Annotated in this window: 18 protein-coding genes; 15 read left to right on the top strand and 3 right to left on the bottom strand. The window is 39.7% G+C overall.

The window, feature by feature from the left end; genetic code table 11:
* Positions 1–9: 9 nt before the first annotated feature.
* Positions 10–282, bottom strand: coding sequence for an Arc family DNA-binding protein (locus tag WA352_RS08110; RefSeq protein WP_336141992.1), 273 nt, complete (start codon positions 280–282; stop codon positions 10–12).
* Positions 283–395: 113 nt separating this feature from the next.
* Here WA352_RS08110 and WA352_RS08105 point away from each other — a divergent pair, with 113 nt between their 5' ends.
* The 14 genes from WA352_RS08105 (at position 396) to WA352_RS08040 (ending at position 13,903) form a co-directional block, all read left to right on the top strand.
* The gene (locus WA352_RS08105; RefSeq protein WP_243307334.1) at positions 396–566 is read left to right on the top strand and encodes an Arc family DNA-binding protein; all 171 of its coding nucleotides are present in this window, start codon (positions 396–398) and stop codon (positions 564–566) included.
* 69 nt (positions 567–635) lie between these two features.
* The gene (locus WA352_RS08100) at positions 636–1,016 is read left to right on the top strand and encodes a hypothetical protein (protein ID WP_336141989.1); all 381 of its coding nucleotides are present in this window, start codon (positions 636–638) and stop codon (positions 1,014–1,016) included.
* Positions 1,013–1,735 (top strand): Rha family transcriptional regulator, encoded by a 723-nt coding sequence (locus WA352_RS08095; RefSeq protein WP_336141987.1) that lies wholly within the window; start codon positions 1,013–1,015, stop codon positions 1,733–1,735. Before WA352_RS08100 ends, WA352_RS08095 begins: the two co-directional genes overlap by 4 nt.
* A 55-nt stretch (positions 1,736–1,790) precedes the next feature.
* The gene (locus tag WA352_RS08090; protein ID WP_336141985.1) at positions 1,791–2,237 is read left to right on the top strand and encodes a hypothetical protein; all 447 of its coding nucleotides are present in this window, start codon (positions 1,791–1,793) and stop codon (positions 2,235–2,237) included.
* Between the two features lie 2 nt (positions 2,238–2,239).
* Positions 2,240–2,503, top strand: a complete 264-nt coding sequence (locus WA352_RS08085) for a hypothetical protein (RefSeq protein ID WP_336141983.1) — start codon at positions 2,240–2,242, stop codon at positions 2,501–2,503.
* A 60-nt stretch (positions 2,504–2,563) separates the two neighbouring features.
* On the top strand, positions 2,564–6,313 hold the full coding sequence (locus WA352_RS08080) for a tape measure protein (RefSeq protein WP_336141980.1): 3,750 nt from the start codon (positions 2,564–2,566) through the stop codon (positions 6,311–6,313).
* Between the two features lie 149 nt (positions 6,314–6,462).
* Positions 6,463–6,621, top strand: a complete 159-nt coding sequence (locus WA352_RS08075) for a hypothetical protein (protein ID WP_336141978.1) — start codon at positions 6,463–6,465, stop codon at positions 6,619–6,621.
* 65 nt (positions 6,622–6,686) lie between these two features.
* Entirely contained in the window at positions 6,687–7,175 is a 489-nt protein-coding gene (locus WA352_RS08070; protein WP_336141976.1) for a hypothetical protein, read from the top strand.
* Positions 7,168–7,653 (top strand): hypothetical protein, encoded by a 486-nt coding sequence (locus tag WA352_RS08065; RefSeq protein ID WP_336141974.1) that lies wholly within the window; start codon positions 7,168–7,170, stop codon positions 7,651–7,653. Before WA352_RS08070 ends, WA352_RS08065 begins: the two co-directional genes overlap by 8 nt.
* On the top strand, positions 7,653–7,973 hold the full coding sequence (locus tag WA352_RS08060; RefSeq protein WP_336141973.1) for a hypothetical protein: 321 nt from the start codon (positions 7,653–7,655) through the stop codon (positions 7,971–7,973). The genes WA352_RS08065 and WA352_RS08060 overlap by 1 nt, the downstream gene beginning before the upstream one ends.
* Positions 7,970–10,756, top strand: coding sequence for a host specificity factor TipJ family phage tail protein (locus WA352_RS08055; protein WP_336141970.1), 2,787 nt, complete (start codon positions 7,970–7,972; stop codon positions 10,754–10,756). The genes WA352_RS08060 and WA352_RS08055 overlap by 4 nt, the downstream gene beginning before the upstream one ends.
* A 58-nt stretch (positions 10,757–10,814) precedes the next feature.
* Positions 10,815–12,935, top strand: a complete 2,121-nt coding sequence (locus tag WA352_RS08050) for a GDSL-type esterase/lipase family protein (RefSeq protein ID WP_336141969.1) — start codon at positions 10,815–10,817, stop codon at positions 12,933–12,935.
* A 60-nt stretch (positions 12,936–12,995) separates the two neighbouring features.
* On the top strand, positions 12,996–13,391 hold the full coding sequence (locus WA352_RS08045; protein WP_336141966.1) for a hypothetical protein: 396 nt from the start codon (positions 12,996–12,998) through the stop codon (positions 13,389–13,391).
* Positions 13,388–13,903 (top strand): glycoside hydrolase family 108 protein, encoded by a 516-nt coding sequence (locus WA352_RS08040; RefSeq protein ID WP_336141964.1) that lies wholly within the window; start codon positions 13,388–13,390, stop codon positions 13,901–13,903. Before WA352_RS08045 ends, WA352_RS08040 begins: the two co-directional genes overlap by 4 nt.
* 135 nt (positions 13,904–14,038) lie before the next feature.
* Here WA352_RS08040 and WA352_RS08035 read toward each other — a convergent pair whose 3' ends face one another.
* Together WA352_RS08035 and WA352_RS08030 are read right to left on the bottom strand one after the other, a co-directional pair.
* Positions 14,039–14,263 (bottom strand): hypothetical protein, encoded by a 225-nt coding sequence (locus tag WA352_RS08035; protein ID WP_336141961.1) that lies wholly within the window; start codon positions 14,261–14,263, stop codon positions 14,039–14,041.
* A complete protein-coding gene (locus WA352_RS08030) occupies positions 14,260–15,486 on the bottom strand; it encodes a tyrosine-type recombinase/integrase (RefSeq protein WP_336141958.1) in 1,227 nt (408 codons plus the stop codon). Before WA352_RS08030 ends, WA352_RS08035 begins: the two co-directional genes overlap by 4 nt.
* An 812-nt stretch (positions 15,487–16,298) precedes the next feature.
* Between WA352_RS08030 and glnA the strand changes: the two genes are divergently transcribed.
* Entirely contained in the window at positions 16,299–17,714 is a 1,416-nt protein-coding gene (gene glnA, locus WA352_RS08025; protein ID WP_171057879.1) for a type I glutamate--ammonia ligase, read from the top strand.
* The last annotated feature ends 107 nt before the right edge of the window (positions 17,715–17,821 follow it).

The following is a 17,821-nucleotide window of genomic DNA, read 5'->3' as shown; positions in this document are numbered from 1 at the left end:
GGGAATGAATTAATCATCCATTTGTCTTGGTCTAAACACTAGTTGTTTTACCATTTCATGTAACTGGTCAATTTGCTTTTGCTGTTCTTTGACAACTTGAGCCATCATGTACATTTCAGTTTCGTGGTTTAACCCCTGTTCAAAGCTTTGTTCAAGGCGAGCAATAATTTCCTGATTCATAGAGCGAGTATTTTCTTTAGCTGCTTCTGCAATCTTATCGCGCATCTCTTCAGTCCAACGTAGATTGTACTGAATTGTTAAGTTACCACCATTTTTACTCATCGGAAAACCATATACCACAAATTTGCAATACATATTAGTTCTATTATTCAGGTATTGACAATGCTACCTGATTAATTCTATAGTTGATAATACCTGATTGATAGGAGAATAAAATGGAGGCATTAACAAAACCACAGCGCAAGATGCAGTACAACTTGCGTATTGATCACGAGTTACATGAATGGCTAAAGGAGGTGGCAATTGAAAACGAAAGGCCAGTAAATTATGTAATCACACAAGCAATTAAAAAATTGCGTCAAGAAATAGAGAGTGCGAAAGCATGAAATCAATAGACAACAAAAAAGCCCAGAACTTTGGACGGTCGGGCTTGATTGAAGTCATAACAGTGAGATATGAACAAGATGAATATACCATTTACGATAGAGTCTAGCAAGGTTTTGGATTTAGAGGATCTGCTTCCAGTGATTCCTGAAAATATAATTTTAAAGACTCTTAAGAAACAAGCTTTAACTCATGATGAGGCAGAGTTGATAGAAAAGATTGACAATGCAACTGAAAATGCTATGACTCCGTTGCCATTGGGAATTGCTGCTATAGGTGAATTACTTGCTTATAGTTCAGAACAAGTATCAAGAGAAGCAGTACAGAATATAGGCTGGCTGATTGAATCACTAGGTCGCCAAATGTTTGCATTGTCTAATCTTAAAGAGATGAGCGAACAAACTCTATCATGTGATAAAGGAGTTAAGGGTAATGGAGGGTTGATGTCATGAATGCACTTGTTAATACTAATATTCAAATAATGACTAGTCTCGAAATTGCCGAACTTGTTGAGAAGCGTCATGACAACGTTAAACGTACGATTGAAAGTTTAGTTAATCAACAAGTTATAACGCTCCCTCAAATTGAGGAAACGTCATTCTCTAACTCAATCGGTCGTAAGCAAAATACTACTGTTTATGTTTTTAAAGGTGATCAAGGCAAACGAGACAGTATTATTGTTGTTGCGCAACTTTGTCCAGAATTCACAGCTCGTTTAGTTGATCGTTGGGCAGAATTAGAAAAGCAAATTGCGGGAGATTTAATTTCACTACCAAACTTTGCAGATCCAGTCGAAGCAGCTCGAGCATGGGCAGATCAGGTTGAAGCAAAGCGTTTGGCTTGTAAAGAGCGTGACTTTGCGATTGAAACTAAAGCCCATATCAGCGACAAGAAAACAGCAACCGCTATGGCTACAGCCTCAGTTAAGTCTAAAGAAGCAGAAAAGTTAAAAGAACAGTTGGGTGAATCTAAAAACTACGCATCTGTTAAAGCTGTTGAAAGCAAGGTTGGTGGAAAGTACAACTGGCGTGAATTAAAAAAATGGTGTGTCGCAAATGGCAAGAAGATTAAAGATATTGCTGATGCCAATTATGGAACAGTGAAGATTTACCATAAAGATGCATGGAATGCTGTTTATGGAATCAAATTGCCAGATTTATTTAGCACTTAAACCTTTATTTTAAATTATGCTATAAATACCTCTATTAATTAGGGGTATTTTTTTTATGTGGATTATATTAATAATAATTGCAATATGTGTTGGAGCTTATTTGTTAGTTAAAAGAGCGGGTGAGAACACGGAGCAAAGCGCTGAACAAATAGGATTTAATTCCAGCTCACGGAGCTATGCTTTTAATATAGTTGGGGAGCAAGCTTATCAAGACAACTTGCAAAAAATAGCAGGTAAAAAAGAAGAAGATTCAAAATTTGTTGAAGTGGTTGCTAAAGTTTCTTCAGATCCATTCAACGCATATGATAAGAATGCCGTTAAAGTAGAAATTAATGGGTTTTTGGTGGGATTCCTTAGCAGAGAAGATGCTAAGCATCTTGCAGGCAAAGTAATAAATAAAAATGTTCCAGCTGTCATTAATGGTGGATGGCTTGATGAAGAAAGCGAAGGAAGTTATGGTGTTAAGCTTGGAATTAATAACTTGAATGAATTGGTTGATTAGATATGAAAAAGATTCTTTTGCTTGTTGGGGTTTTTTCTTTAGTAGGATGCTCTAATACTGAGATTATGAGTGGCGAGTTTTCTAGCATGGATAATTGCCTTAACTCTATCGAACAAAAAACAGGGAAAAAATTAGAGATTGTGATTGATAAAATAGGTGAGATTTCTGGTTATCAGGGTAATACGAAACTGGATTTCCAGTGCAAAACAGAAGCCACAGGAACGAAAGGTATCATTGTTAAAGGGTGGTATGAGGCTGAGAAGTAAGATTTTAAATGAAGTTTAAAAACCCGCTTATGCGGGTTTTTTATTGCTCGGAGAAAAGTTATGGCAACAAACCTTGGCACATTAACATTAAATCTAATTGCCCAAACTGGATTATTTACGCAAGGCTTAAACCGTGCAGAGCAACAGACTCGCTCAACTGCGCGCAATATGAGTAATGAACTAAATCTAGTTGGAAGAACATTTAAAGAATTGCAGGGCACTCTAATGGCTTCTTTCGCAGGAGCTTTAACAATTGGTGCTGCAATCTCAAAAATGGATGCATACACAGGACTACAAAACAGATTAAAGCTTGTTACTACTTCTCAGACTGAGCTAAATCAAGCAATGAAAGACACCTTTAGTATTGCTCAAGCTACAGGTCAATCTTGGGATAGTACAGCACAGGTTTATCAACGTTTTGCTGATAACGCTAAACGGCTTGGAATTACTTTGCAACAAACAGCAACCCTTACAGATACCGTTGCAAAATCAATTGCTATATCAGGCGGAAGTGCGGCAAGTGCTGAAGCTGCTTTAGTGCAATTTGGTCAGGCATTAGCATCAGGTGTACTTCGTGGAGAAGAATTTAACTCTATCTCTGAACAAGCACCTGGGTTGCTTAAGGCTATTGCTACAGGTCTTGATACAAATATTGGTCAGTTACGGGCTATGGCAGCGGAAGGTAAGCTAACTGGTGATGTTGTTATTAAATCATTGGAAAAAGCTAAAGCTTCTGTAGATGACTTGTATGGAAAAACTGATTTTACAATTGCAAACTCAATTAACCAACTTAACAACGCTGTAACACAATTTGTTGGAGAGGTTGGCAAGGGTAGTGGTTCAGCTCAACTATTGTCTAAGTCAATCAGTGGATTGGCAGCAAATTTAGAAACAGTAACGAATGTTGCAATGATTGGCGGTGCTTATTGGGCTGGTACTCTAATCCCTGTTATGTACAAATCTATCGTTGCCAGTGGATTAAAAGTAAAAGCGTTATTTGAAGAAATTCAGGCTACAAATGCCGCAATTGTGCAGACACAACGGAAAGCTCAAGCTGAAATGAATGCTGCACAAGCAGAAATATCTTCAGCGCGTGCTGCTGTTGTTGCGGCAGAAATGGAGGTTAATGCCAATCGAGCAGTAATTCAGTCTGAAGTTCAGCGGATTCAAGCAAGTATTGCCGCAACAAATGCAGAGAAAGCACAAGAAGCACAGCGATTAAAGTCGCAAATCACTGATCAAGGTCGAGCACTATCTATCAGTCGAATGGCAACATTGCAACAAACCCAAGCACTAATGACAGCAGAACTTACTGTATTAGAGCAAAGATTGGCTTCAACTACAGTTGCATCATCTGCGGCTTACACTACAGCAAGAAATGCTCAGACTGCTGCAACAGGTCGATTAACTACAGCAACAGCAGCTTTGAGTGCTGCTAATGCGTTAACAACAAGGTCTAGTTTTGGATTGTTGGCTGCTTTGGGTGGTCCTGTTGGTTTGGGCTTGGCTGTAGCTGGTGTGGCTGCTTCGTATTTATTGCTTCGAGACAATACAGATAAAGCAACCAAGTCATTAAATGAAAATGGAAAAACTGTAGATGAAATAACTGTAAAGTTTAATGAACTTGATCAAGCTCAGAAGCGTTCTCAATTACGTGCGGAAAATGCAGCTAAGGATGATTTAACAAAGCAATACAAAGATGCTAGCGAAACTTTATTTAAGTACACAGTTAATATTGAGAAGTACGGCTATGTGTCTGCTGAAGCATCTGAAAAAATTGGCGCACTGGCATTGCAGTTTGATAAAGGTCAGATAACAGCGGAAACTTTAGCTGCACAGGTAAATTCATTAAGCGGTGTAAGCGAAAAGGCTAAAACCAAGATTGACGAGCAAACAGGGGTGGTTTCTAAGCTAAAAGATGAGTTGTCTAGGCAGAAAATGATTGTGGAATCTATGATTACTCAATCTGGTCGATCAACCCAAGCAACCGAAGCTGAAACAAAGGCGATTAATCAAAAACGCATTGCACACGAAAAGTTGGTTGCAGCTCAATCGGCAGCATCATCTGAGAATCTGAAAAACCAGTACTTAATCAATACGATTCAAAGGAATGGTAGTAATAAGAATGCGGTTGAATTTGCAAACTTTATGTCTAATTTCCGTGAATCTAACAAAATCCCATTTAACCAAACTCTTTCACCTGAATTATTGAAAGTTGCGCAAGAGCAATATGCAATTGATCAGAAACGAAAATCACTAATTGATGGGATTAATGATTCTGAGAAAAATTCTTTAAAAACCAGTAAGCAACAAACTTCTGAATATGAAAAGCAGCAGAAGAAGCTTGAACAGATCAAGGAGGATCAAGCTAGATCAAGATATCAAATTGGATATGAATATGCTGATGAATTCGAGCGTATGAATCTTGACTATCAAAAGCAGATTGAGGAAATAAATAAGGCTGGATTTGGTGTAGAGCAAGGTAGATATTTGGAGGCAGCAAAGACGCGTTATGATTTTAATACTGAAATGTATTTACGCCAAATTACAGAAGAGAATGATTCATTCAGATGGTCAGAGGAGTACAAGCTTCGATACTTTGATGCGACTCAGAGGGAAATTATTGAAAAATCTGGCAGGTACAATGATGAAATTAAGCAGATAAAGCTTAATTCGCTGAAGGATCAAACGGAGCAAGAATTAGCATGGCTTGAATTGGAAAAGCAACAACGCCTACTTGATTCACGCCAGTTTTACATGTCAGATTCCGAATACATGCAAGAGCGCTATCAATTAGAACGTGATGAAATTGCAAAGAACATGCAATTGACTCAACAAGAACGTGATGCACGAATCGCTATGAACTTTGCTGAAGAAGAATATGAGAAACGAAAGAATCTCAAATCAGCTTCTATGGCATGGGGTCAGAACTATGCAGACATGACTGGTTCAGGTGCGCGCTTTCAATTGGAGCGTGACCGTTTTGATCGGTACGATGAATCACAGGATTTATTTGATTCACAAATGGCATTAGCTGAAACCGCAGCCGAACGTGAGGCGATCTGGAAAGCTCATAATGAGAGAATGGCTTTGATTGATCAAGACTATTGGTCAAAGACAGCTGGCTATCAATTAGGGATGGCGACTGACCTTTTTGGTTCTCTTACTGGGCTTGCAGAGGGTTATGCAGGTAAACAATCTGGCATTTACAGAGGAATGGCAGCAGCACAACAGGCTTTCAGTCTTTTCTCAGTAGCAGCCAATAGTTTTACTGCAATATCTGCAGCGTGGGCTTCTGCTCCTTTTCCAGCAAACTTGCCAGCGGTTGGTGCAGCAACTCTCGAAACAGGTCTTCTTCAGGCAGCTTTAAAGGCTCTAACACCACAAGGATTTGCAAACGGTGGATACACAGGTCCTGGTAGCAAATATGATCCCGCTGGTATTGTTCACAAAGGAGAAGTTGTTTTCTCTCAAGCAGATGTAGCTCGCTGGGGTGGGGTTGGTAATGTTGAGGCAATGCGAACAGGCAAAGGCTTTGCTGATGGCGGGGTTGTAGATACCAAAGTGCTTGATACTTCAGCTAACTCAACTTTAGGGAAGATGCTGAATAATGGTGACTCTAATGGACCGAAAGTAAATGTTTATACGTTGCCAGGGCAGTCTGCTGATGTCTCTACAAATGCAGATGGGTCGTTGGATATTCGTATTCAGCAACTGGCAGAACAGTTAGTCACTGCACAATTGTCTAATCCTAACAGTCCAATCTCTAAGTCGCTAGGCCAGAATACCAATGCAGGGCGTAGGCGTTGATTTAGATACACACGTATAAGAGATAACATGAACAGAGTCGCTTTCGAGCGGCTTTTTTCATTTCTACATAAAGCAAAACCCTCGATTGCCGTCGAGGGTTTCTGTTTTTCCAATCCGCAAGGTCATGCAAATAGGAGAAAGTAATCTATATGAAGAATCATACATCAAAATCACAGTTAAAGATAGGTGGCAAAATGAGCGAATCAGGTGCTGATCGTGTCGGAATATTGCAAGCAATTGCATTAATAATTATCGCTCTGTCTGTTCTTATTACAGCGGCAGGAGGTGTGCTTTGGTTACTACGATAAATCAGGATATTAAATCTTAGAACCGACCTACAACAGGTCGGTTTTTTATTACCTAAGGAAAAGTTATGGCACTTAATCGAATGATGTACTGTTCAACTCAGGAAGGATATTCAGCCAACATTGGTGATGGTGTTATGTCTCAGATTCTAGATGGCGGTGCAGACCGCTATCGAAAATCACTTAAAGGTGTGGTTCACACTGTTAGTTCTAGATGGGTGGTGCAGGAGTCTGGTTATCAATACCTTATGGCCTTTTATCGAGTGTGGGCAAGAAATCCTAGTCAGCCTTTTTTGGCAAAGATATGTGTTGATAACGCACCTGTTGAAGACTATGAATGCTTCTTTAGTGGTGCGCCTACACTTTCAAGTAAAGAGGCAGATGTCTATACAGTTACAGCAACTCTGAAGGTTAAGCCGCTACCAGTTAATGAAGCTTTGGATGACATCATTATTGGAGTTGGCAATGAAGGTGGTGATTTGGCTGCTTTATTGAATCCATTGGAGAAGTTGGTCAATGAAGACCTTCCAGATGCATTGGAGACGTATAATGGCTGATTACACATCCTTTTATTTAAATGCCTCTAGTGGTGTCGTGCCATTGGAGTGTATTGAGATTTCCCACCCAAGTTTTTCAAAAGTCTTTCGTTATGTGAAGAATGATTCAGATGGAATTTTAGCTGAAGGTCAGAATTATGTTTATCAGCCGATGTCTATTAAGCGAAATAACGTTTCAAACGACTTGGAGCAAACCTTATCGCTAACCATTGCTGACATGGACGATGAGCTAGCACTAGCTGTATCTGCAATTAGAGAAAGTATATATCCAACTGTAAAACCTGAATGCAAATTTAAGCTATTCCGAGATGATGATCTAACCTCACCTATGACTCAGTTGCAAACATTGGAAATACCTACAATCTCTAAAGATAGTAGTGGTTTGGTCACCTTCGATGCACAAGCACCACAGCTTAACAGTGTTAAGACTGGGCGAACCTACTCAATTGAAGATTACCCTTTGCTGCGGAGAGCGTAATGAGCATAGATAACTTGCTAGATCGCATGTGGTCCCAAAAATACACGTGCAATGAGTTCGCTTGTGAAACATGGCAGCAACTAACTGGCGAAGATCTTTCAAAAAGACTAAACGGATTTCTGAATGGAAAGGGTGGATTTGAATTAATTGAAGTACCCGTATCGCCCTGTATTGTATTTTTCAAACACAATTTCCAGACCTCAACACATGTTGGGGTTTTTTTTGATAACAAGGTTTTGCACCTCACTGGTCGTGGTGTTCAGTACATGCCATTAGAAGTTGTGAAGATTGGATTTAAAGAGGTTAGCTACTACAAATGAAAAGAGTAATTATTTGCCCTGATCCATATAACCAAAGTACTTGGTCTACCGCTGATGTTGATGATGTAAGCGCATATCTAAAGCAGCAATTTACAGTGTTTCCGCAGAATACAAAAATTTATCACAATAGCGTTGCAGAAGAAAATGACATCACACCTTTAAATGTAGAGGGCATTAAGCATTTACAGGCATTGGAAGGCACATTTTATGTTGTGATCTACCCAAGTTGGATTTGGTATGTGTATTACGCCATTGTGGCCATTATGGCTGCATATAGCGTTTATAGTATTTTGACAATGCCCAAGCCTGATGGAGGGCAACCTGGCTCCTCAAATAATGAGCTAGCTAATCGGGCAAACAGAATGCGAGTCAAAGGACGTGTTGCCGATATCTTTGGGAATATCCGAGCATACCCTGACTTGATTGCTGTGCTGTACAACAGTTATGAAAATGACATCGAAGTTGAAGAAAGCTTGATGTGTATTGGTCGTGGGTTTTATCAAATCCATGATTGCCGTGATGGTGACACAGATGTGAATGGTATAGATGGGGTAAGTGTCAGTATTTATGACCCTGATGTCAGCATTACAGGTAATACCACAATTTACAAAGTCGGTGATGATTTTACTGAGTTGCCTTTGGATGTTGCAAAGTCATCATCTATAAACGGACAGAGCCTTGTTTCACCCAATGACGTAGTAGTATCAGGAACAAGTATATACTTCACAACTGGCGGGGTAATACACAGCACTGATAGCTCAATAGACTTTCGGGACTTCTTTAGCACTGGCGATGGAATAGCAATCTCTGGCGCTCAGTTCGGTGTTGATAACGCGGTTTTATCTGGGCCATGTTCAGTATCAAGTGATTTTAAAGTCAGTATTGATACAGATATTGATGTGCCTGCTTATGCTGATTTTAAAGGCTTATTACTGAATGGAGCAAACGTAGATATTGCTGGCAGTAATTACGATTTGTCAGGTCAATACATTGTGTCATCAGTGACAAGAACACTGGTTGGATCAATCTATACTTACGTTGTTCAATTGGATTCACCAAAACAAGTCAACTACAACTGGAACTATGTTGATGCTGACTATGACTTAACAGCGGGTATTACGCTTAATAACAACATTGGCAGTGCTGATTTAGATGATAACTATTCGATTAGTATTGTGACAGAAACGACTGTAACACTATCAAATGCATCTACTGTGAATTCTGATTGGGACAAAATTCCAACTTTGTTCGGTGGCACAACTCAAGGACTGAATGATGAAACCATTTATTTAGAATTGATTGCTAATAAATGGGTGGGTTGGTTTGAGTTATATCATGACGCAGCCACCACATTGCAGATGAATGTATATTTCCCTCAAGGATTATACAACGTCAACAAAGATGGTAAGACGACTTACAATGATGTAACGATCACTGTTCAGTATCAGTCAATTGACGACACGGGCAATCCTATTGGTGTGATTCAGTCACAAGATTTTTTTGTTGAATCAAAATCCAAGAGTTCTTTTGGGCGTACCTTTAAAGTTGCGTTAGGTACTATGGGAAATCAGCGTTTCCGCTTAGCTAAAACAAAGGCAGGAACAGGCGCTAACCCTGTGACCGAGTGCAAGATTAAAGATGTTTACTTAACAAAGCCATTTCCTAAGGACTCCTATCCTGATGTGACAGTGATTCGATCTAGAACTGTGGCAACTGATGGTGCCTTATCTGTTAAAGAGCGTGTCCTAAATTGTCGAGTAACACGGAAATTAAAGGTTGATGGCACGGGTCCATTGGTTGCAACAAAAGATGCAGGGCAAGCCTTGATCAATATGGGGCTCGACCAATACATCGGACGACGCTCTGTGACTGAAATAGATATCGACCAAATCAAGACAGAGATTCAAGCAGTAAGAGATTACTTTGGCTCGCCTGTAGCGACTGAGTTCAGCTACACATTTGATGACGAAAACCTAAGCTTTGAAGAACAGGCAGGCATGATTGCAAGCGCGTGTTTCTGCGAAGCCATGCGCTTTGGTAATAAGCTGCGATTAAAGTTTGAAAAGCCGCAAACCAATTCTGTTTTGCTTTTCAATCATCGAAATAAACTTATGGGTTCTGAAACTCGCACCTTTAAGTTCGGTATTGATAAAGACTATGACGGAGTTGAGCTTGAGTACACATCTCCTCTCGATGACAAGCGAGTTACCTATTCAATCCCTAGCGGCAGTCCTTTAACCAATCCATTGAAGATCCAAAGTACAGGCATCAGAAATGAAGCCGTTGCGAAGACAAGAGCATGGCGAGAATGGAATAAGCTGAAGTTTCAGAATGTTAACTGTGAGTTTACTGCCTTGAATGAGTCAGATCTATTAATTAGAAATGACCGAATCCTTGTTGCTGATAACACCAGTTTAGAAACTCAAGATGGAGAAGTGGTTGCTATAGATGGTTTGATCTTAACTTGTTCTCAGGATGTGGATTTTGTTTCAGGTGAGACCTATTACGTTCACCTACAAATGCAGAATGCAACAGTAGATATTGTTGAATGCACAGCAGGTGAAATGACAAACCAGATCATTTTAACTAGACCACCAATGCAAGCGCTTGTTGTTAGCCCTGATCGATACGTCAAAACACTTTACACAGTGATCAAAGGTGCAGACTCAAGCAAAAGCATATTTATGCTTAGTGAGATGACACCTAATGATCAAATGACCAATAAGCTTACATGTATCAACTACGACGATCGTTACTATCAGAACGATCACGACTTTATTTAATTAACTTTGGAATTATGACCGCCTTCACAGGCGGTTTTTTTATGCCTGGAGAAAAGGTATGGCTGGAATCATTACCGAACAGCAATTAATTGATGCATCTACTGACGCAGAAACTTTAGAGCAAGTTACTAGTGGGGATGCTGAGTCTAATGTAACTTCGAGACTAGGGCGTGTATACCCAACCATGGCACGTGCTCTTTACCAAGTTATTCAAACAGGTGGATTTGAACCATTTCAGACAGAGTCTGAGCTACTTGCTAGTGTCCCAACTGTGCCAAAGAAAGCAGCTAAAGCTTTAGATACCAAAAAGATCTGGTACTGGGGTGGTAGTTCTTGGGCAGATACAGGTTTGAGTGAATTAGACCAAGCGAAGAATTATTCAAATGCTAATAAGTATTTTAAGCCTGTAATTTTTGATTTAAGTTCTGATTTGAATAACTTTACAACAGCTGGCGTTTGGTTCGCACCAACCTCAAGCTATGCGGCATTAGAGCGAAATTTTCCAATTGTCTCAGGTGGTTGGTTAACTGTAATTGATTCATCTAACAATCAGAAATATCAGCGCTATGATACACATGAATATTCTTTCTTACGTCGATTAAATTCGGGCGTTTGGTCGCCTTGGATAACTCAGGATGTAGCTAAAGGAGTTAATACATCTTCAAATTATACAGATAGTAAATTTGGAAATTCAGTTGGGTATGATCAAAGCAATTTAATAGCAGGTGTCCCTTTAATTGCAGATAAGTATGTTAATTCAACTGGAGTTGTGACATCACAAGCTGCAACTGCTTATGTAGTAATACCAGTAAGCATTGGTTCATATTACTTCAAAAACTTTGGGGCAGACTTAGTTGCTGGCTCCTTTCCAGTGGGCTTTTCCACGATCCCAAATGCTACCAATTATACAATTCTAACTAGAACAGTTGTCAGCACTGGACTTTTAAAAGTAGATGTTACAGAGGCTGGCTATTTAGCATTTGATTTGAAATTAGCAAATACCAACTTCATTTCTACTTTGCATGTCACCAATAACCTAAATGCAATTAACAAGCATGCTGTGAAAATTAACGGTGCAGATGTAATTGATCAACAATTAAGACTTACTGCGCTTACAACTGACGGGATGGAATCTATTGGAAATCTATATAATCCAATCAGTAACAAGCCTGATGTTTATGTACATGTAAGCGGAAATATTGCTGCTGCTACAGGTGCCATCTTAACTCAGATCAAAGTTAAGAAAGGGGCGACCTATCATGTAAAGGCACCTGATTTGCGAGCAGGAATATTTGCAGTAGCTCTTAGAGCTGATTCAAGCATGGCAATTGGATCGACATTGGGGTTAGCTACATTAAATACAGTTTCTTCAACATATAAAACTTTCACAATACCATCTGACAGCTTGGCAGAATACGCTTTACTGACTGTTAAACTGCCGTCTCAAAGCTTTGATATTTCATCAACTATTCAGATTACAACCAATCCAGATGCTCCAACTCTTAAGAAGGTTAATAAGCTCAATGGTATTTCGCTTGCAGCTTCTACCCTCAATAAACTGACAGGTAAGAAGTGGATTGCAATTGGTGATTCGATTACTGAGAAAAACTTTAGAGCAAACAAAAACTACCACGACTTTATCTCAGAAGATGTTGGTGGAATGACTGTTTACAATAAAGGTATTAGTGGATCTGGATTCTGGAATCGTCTTAATGTGGCAGACACTCTCACAGAGGAAGCTGACATTATTACACTGTTCTGGGGAGTGAATGATTTCAGTAAAACATACCCAATGGGACCATTCTTGAGTAATGATACTGAGACCTTGTCTGGGCGAATGAACTATGTAATCAATTCTTTGTTGGTTAAGTACCCATTAGCTAAGCTTGCAATTCTTACCCCGATTCCTGCGTTAAGTCAGTGGGGAAGCAATGCAACTCCGAACTCTCTTGGTTTCACACTTAAGGATATTTGCGACATGTTAGTTAAATATGCAAAGCATTACTCTTTGCCTGTTCTAAACCAATATGAAACAAGTAACTTGCCAGTGTGGGTGCCAGCTGCTAACAACTACTATTTCACAGCACCGGGACAGCCAAGTCCTGATGGCTTGCATCCAAATGATGCAGGTCAGCGTGTAATGGCAGATCACATGAAAGTGTTCTTAGAATCACTGTAAATAAACGCAATACAAGCCTTAGCACTAGCTAGGGCTTTTTAATTATCTGGAGAAAAGTGAATGGAACCAGTTTCAACTGGCGGTTTTGCAGCAATTATAAAATTTTACGGGGTAGCAATCATGGTGACTTTAGCAGTCGCTTTGGTTGCAGCTGTAGTGATGATGACTCGAATGCCAAGATCACCTCAGGAGTGGGCGGTGGGTTTGATTTGCACAGTGGTATCTAGTCTTGCAGGTGGGTCTTTCATCATTATGAAATTCACCTTACATGCATGGGCCACAGATACATGGGGATGGTTTGCAATTGGCGGTTTGTTCTTTATGTGTGGTTTACCTGGCTGGGCATTGGTCCGGTGGATATTCAATTTCATAGACAAGCAAGAAGGCAAAACGATTGTAGAAGTGATCAAAGAAATCAAGAAAGCAAAGAACGATATTTCAGGCGGTGAGACATGAATTTTGATAAAGCATTTGAGCGACTAATTGGGCATGAAGCAGGGTATTCAATTGATAAGCGTGATCCTGGTAACTGGACTGGTGGAAAGGTTGGTGCTGGTGTTCTAAAAGGCACCAAGTTTGGCATTGCAGCAAACACTTATCCAAATCTAGACATCAAAAATCTAACCATTGATCAGGCAAAGCAGATCTATAAAAAGGATTGGTGGGATAAATTGGGAGCAGATAGTTTGCATTCAGCTATTGTCTTTCAGCTTTGGGATTTTGCAGTTAATGCTGGAAAGTCGCGTGCAATCAAAGAGCTTCAACAAGTTGCTGGTGTTCCAGATGACGGAATTATTGGACCCAAAACAATAGCTGCAGTCAAAGCCATGGATGTGAATGATGTACTTTTAAAGCTCAATGCAGAGCGCTTGAAGTTCTATACATCGTTGAGTAAATGGCCTACATACGGCAAAGGTTGGACTAATCGTGTTGCGGAGAATCTAATCTATGCGGCAGAAGATAATTAAGAAGCGATGCAAAAGATCCAAACTTGCTTCGCTTGTCACAGTGCTGTGTCTTTTATTCTCAGGATGCACAGCAAATTCAATTAAAACCAATGTCAGTATTTCGGTTTGCTTGCAGTGTGTTCAACATTAGCAAGCTTACTCCCTCACAATCTCCACGCCTTTCAGCTTCCTTCCTCGCGTCACCATAAATTTGTCAACTTCTCTTTTCTCCAAAAACTTTATAGCCTTATCCTTTGTATCTAAAAAGACATATTGTTGAGTGACCATTCCATTTATATCTGAATAATCTTGGTAATCTTCAAAAAGCGATTGCTGAATGTGCAAGTATTGCTTGCCTTTCTTGATGTAGAAGTACTTCATTTCTTACCCCAACTATCAACAATATCAGCCCAGTCTTGCATCATCGCTCTTCGCTCATCTAAGTAGCTCGCATGGTTATAAGTGCCACGAACTACATTCTTATCAACATGGGCAAGTTGTATCTCCACATGATCAGAAGGGTAACTAAGACCATGCAGCATTGTAGATGCAGTAGCACGGAAGTCATGGGCAGTTAGGCTTTCAAAGCCCATATTTCCCAATGCACGGTTCACAGTTGTATTATTCATTTTCTTGGTAACATCAAACACACTTGAAAATACAAGGTCACTGTTTTTTGTTTGCTCAAACTGATCAAGCAAAATTTGCTTTAGCTGTTTAGATATAGGGACTAAATGCTCCCGATCTTTTTTAATATTCCGTTGACCTTTTTTTCTTTGTTCTGCTGTGGCAGGAGGAATGCAGATAATACCAGTATCAAAATCAACCCACTCCCAGCGCAGGCGAATAACTTCAACTGTACGCAACATAGAATAGATTAGAGTTTTGATCGCGTTCTTAGTTGTTGTTGCACCATTGTATGAAGATAGCCGAGAGTTGAAGACTGCTTTTTCATCATCAGTCATAGGCCGCGCAGTAATCTTTGGTGGGCGTTCTACTGTGTTTCTTAGTGCAGATACAGGATTGAACTCACAACGTGAAGTTGCAATAGCATAGTCAATAACCTGACTGACTAATTGCCGGTTAAAGATTGCTGTGCTTTCACCAGTGCCATAGTTACCCTGTTTAGATACTCGCTTCATTGTCTTTTCTTGCATCTGTAAAACATCAAATGCAGAAATCTTTTTAATATCCTTCTTGCCAAGTGAAGGGAATATGTCTTTTTCAAATGCCTTTTCTACAGATCGCTTATAGCTTATAGATTTTTTATCTTTTCGCTTGTCGTACCATTCTGTGGCCACACTCTCTAAAGTGCATGCTTGATTTAATAGCGCTCTTGCTTTTTCCTCTTGGCGGTTTTGTGAAGGATCAATATTTTGATCTAATAATAATTTCTGCTCCAAAGTCTTTTGGCGAGCTTGAGCCAAAGTAACAAGTGGGTACTCGCCTAAACTAATCATCTTTGCAGTACCAAGAAAGCGGTATCTAAAGCGCCAAAGTTTAGAACCATTCGTGCGCACTTCGATGCACAGACCACCTTGATCAGCAACACGATAAGCTTTATCTTGTGGTTTGAGTTGTTTTATTTTGGTGTCGTTGAGCATTAGCTATCTGTGAGTAACTTGAAAATAAAAATGAATACTCACAATCTTACTCACAAAAGTTGTGAATGTCACCGAACATGAACGAACACCAACGGACATTAAATATTTTTGAATTGTAGCTGTTGTAAATGAACCGAACACCAACGAACGTCAGCGTATATCAGTGCTTCCTTTCAATCATTAGAAGCATGATTATAACCTTTTGAAAAATATGCACTTAATTGTGCTATTGAATTCGATAAACCGATCTGAGCGCTGTATTTTTTCATCTATCTTGAATAGAGAAAAGATTATTCTAGCGATAACGGGAAATCATCATAACAAAACCGATCATTAATGTGGGAAATTTTGAAAGCACTAAAGGTTGAATGAAAGGCTAATTTTATTTGTTGAAATGAGCCAGTAATTGATCATAAATTTTTGTAATTGAAACACTTGAGGAAAAAAGCTGAAAGTGAATCGAAAGTCTAAATGAATTGATTGGAATGATGTTGAAAAGAATGATATAAAAAGCCAATTTACGCGAATAATAAAAGCGTAATTGGCACTACATTGGTTCTTTGTTATATGTATTGCACCATTTTGGTTCATTATGTCTTTTTTAGGGACGAACTGAAATAGGAATGTTTAAATATGGTGCATTTAAAAATGCAGACATTAAAGTAAGCATAGGACAGGGAGCCTAAAGCATTTTTTCTGCAAAGAATTTCAATGTTTTAGGTATGCTTTGAAATTGTTGGTATGATAATTGCTAATTATACATCAACAACTAACACGCACTTAACAAGTGCATAAAAACTTCATTGGAGCAAATGAGCATGGCGAACAAGGTCCTTCAACTCATCAAAGAAAGTGGCGCAAAATGGGTCGATTTTCGCTTTACTGATACTAAGGGTAAAGAGCAGCACGTAACTTACCCAGCTGATACCATTGATGAAGATACATTTGAAGACGGTAAAATGTTTGATGGTTCTTCAATTGCTGGTTGGAAAGGCATTGAAGCTTCTGACATGATCTTACGTCCAGATGCTGAAACAGGTTTTCTTGACCCGTTCTTTGCTGAGCCTACAGTTGTTGTGACTTGTGACGTAATCGAGCCTTCAACTGGTCAAGGTTACGAGCGTGACCCACGTTCGATTGCTCGTCGTGCTGAAGAATATTTAAAATCTACAGGTATCGGTGATACAGCATTCTTCGGTCCAGAACCAGAATTCTTCGTTTTTGACGAAGTGAAATGGGACATCGACATGTCTGGCGCACGCCACACATTGATCGCTGAAGAAGCTGCTTGGTCTACAGGTAAAGACTACGAAGCAGGTAACTCAGGTCACCGTCCACGTGTTAAAGGCGGTTACTTCCCAGTTCCTCCAGTTGACTCTCATCAAGACATGCGTGCTGAAATGTGTGCACGTATCGAAGACATCATGGGGCCTGGTCGTGTAGAAGTACATCACCACGAAGTTGCATCTTGCCAATTAGAAATTGGTGTGAGCTTCAATACCTTAGTTCGTAAAGCGGACGAAGTTCAACAGTTCAAATATGCAGTTTGGAACGTTGCGCATCAATATGGTAAAACAGCGACATTCATGCCTAAGCCAATGGTTGGTGATAACGGTTCTGGTATGCACGTTCACATGTCAATCTCTAAAGATGGCAAGAATTTGTTTGCTGGTGATGAATATGCTGGTTTATCAGAAATGGCATTGTTCTTCATCGGTGGTGTAATCAAGCACGCGCGTGCGTTGAATGCGATTACGAACCCAGGTACAAACTCTTATAAGCGTTTGGTTCCACACTACGAAGCACCAATTATGCTTGCTTACTCAGCACGTAACCGTTCTGCTTCTATCCGTATTCCTTACGTTTCTAGCCCTAAAGGCAAACGTATCGAAGCGCGTTTCCCTGATCCATTAATGAACCCATACTTAGGTTTTGCTGCATTGTTAATGGCTGGTCTTGATGGTATTCAAAACAAGATTCACCCAGGTGAAGCTGCTGACAAAAACTTGTATGATCTTCCTCCTGAAGAAGAAGCAAAAATCCCAACAGTTGCTCACAACTTGGAAATGGCGATTGCTGCACTTGAAGCGGATCATGAGTTCTTGTTGAAAGGTGGTGTATTCACTAAAGAAATGCTTGATGCATATATCGAACTTAAAACTGAAGATGTACGCCGTCTTAACACGACGACTCACCCAGTTGAATTTGATATGTACTACAGCCTGTAATAGATACAGATTGAAAAAGCTCGCTTCGGCGAGCTTTTTTTATGTTTTTGATTCAATTGAAAGTCATGCTCTTTTTCCAAAGAAATTCATGTACACTAATCGCGATG

The sequence above is a fragment of the Acinetobacter sp. 102 genome, assembly GCF_037028485.1.
GTDB classification, from domain to species: domain Bacteria; phylum Pseudomonadota; class Gammaproteobacteria; order Pseudomonadales; family Moraxellaceae; genus Acinetobacter; species Acinetobacter higginsii.
Note: the sequence above shows the minus strand (reverse complement) of the source record. Positions and strands in the feature narration are given on the sequence as shown.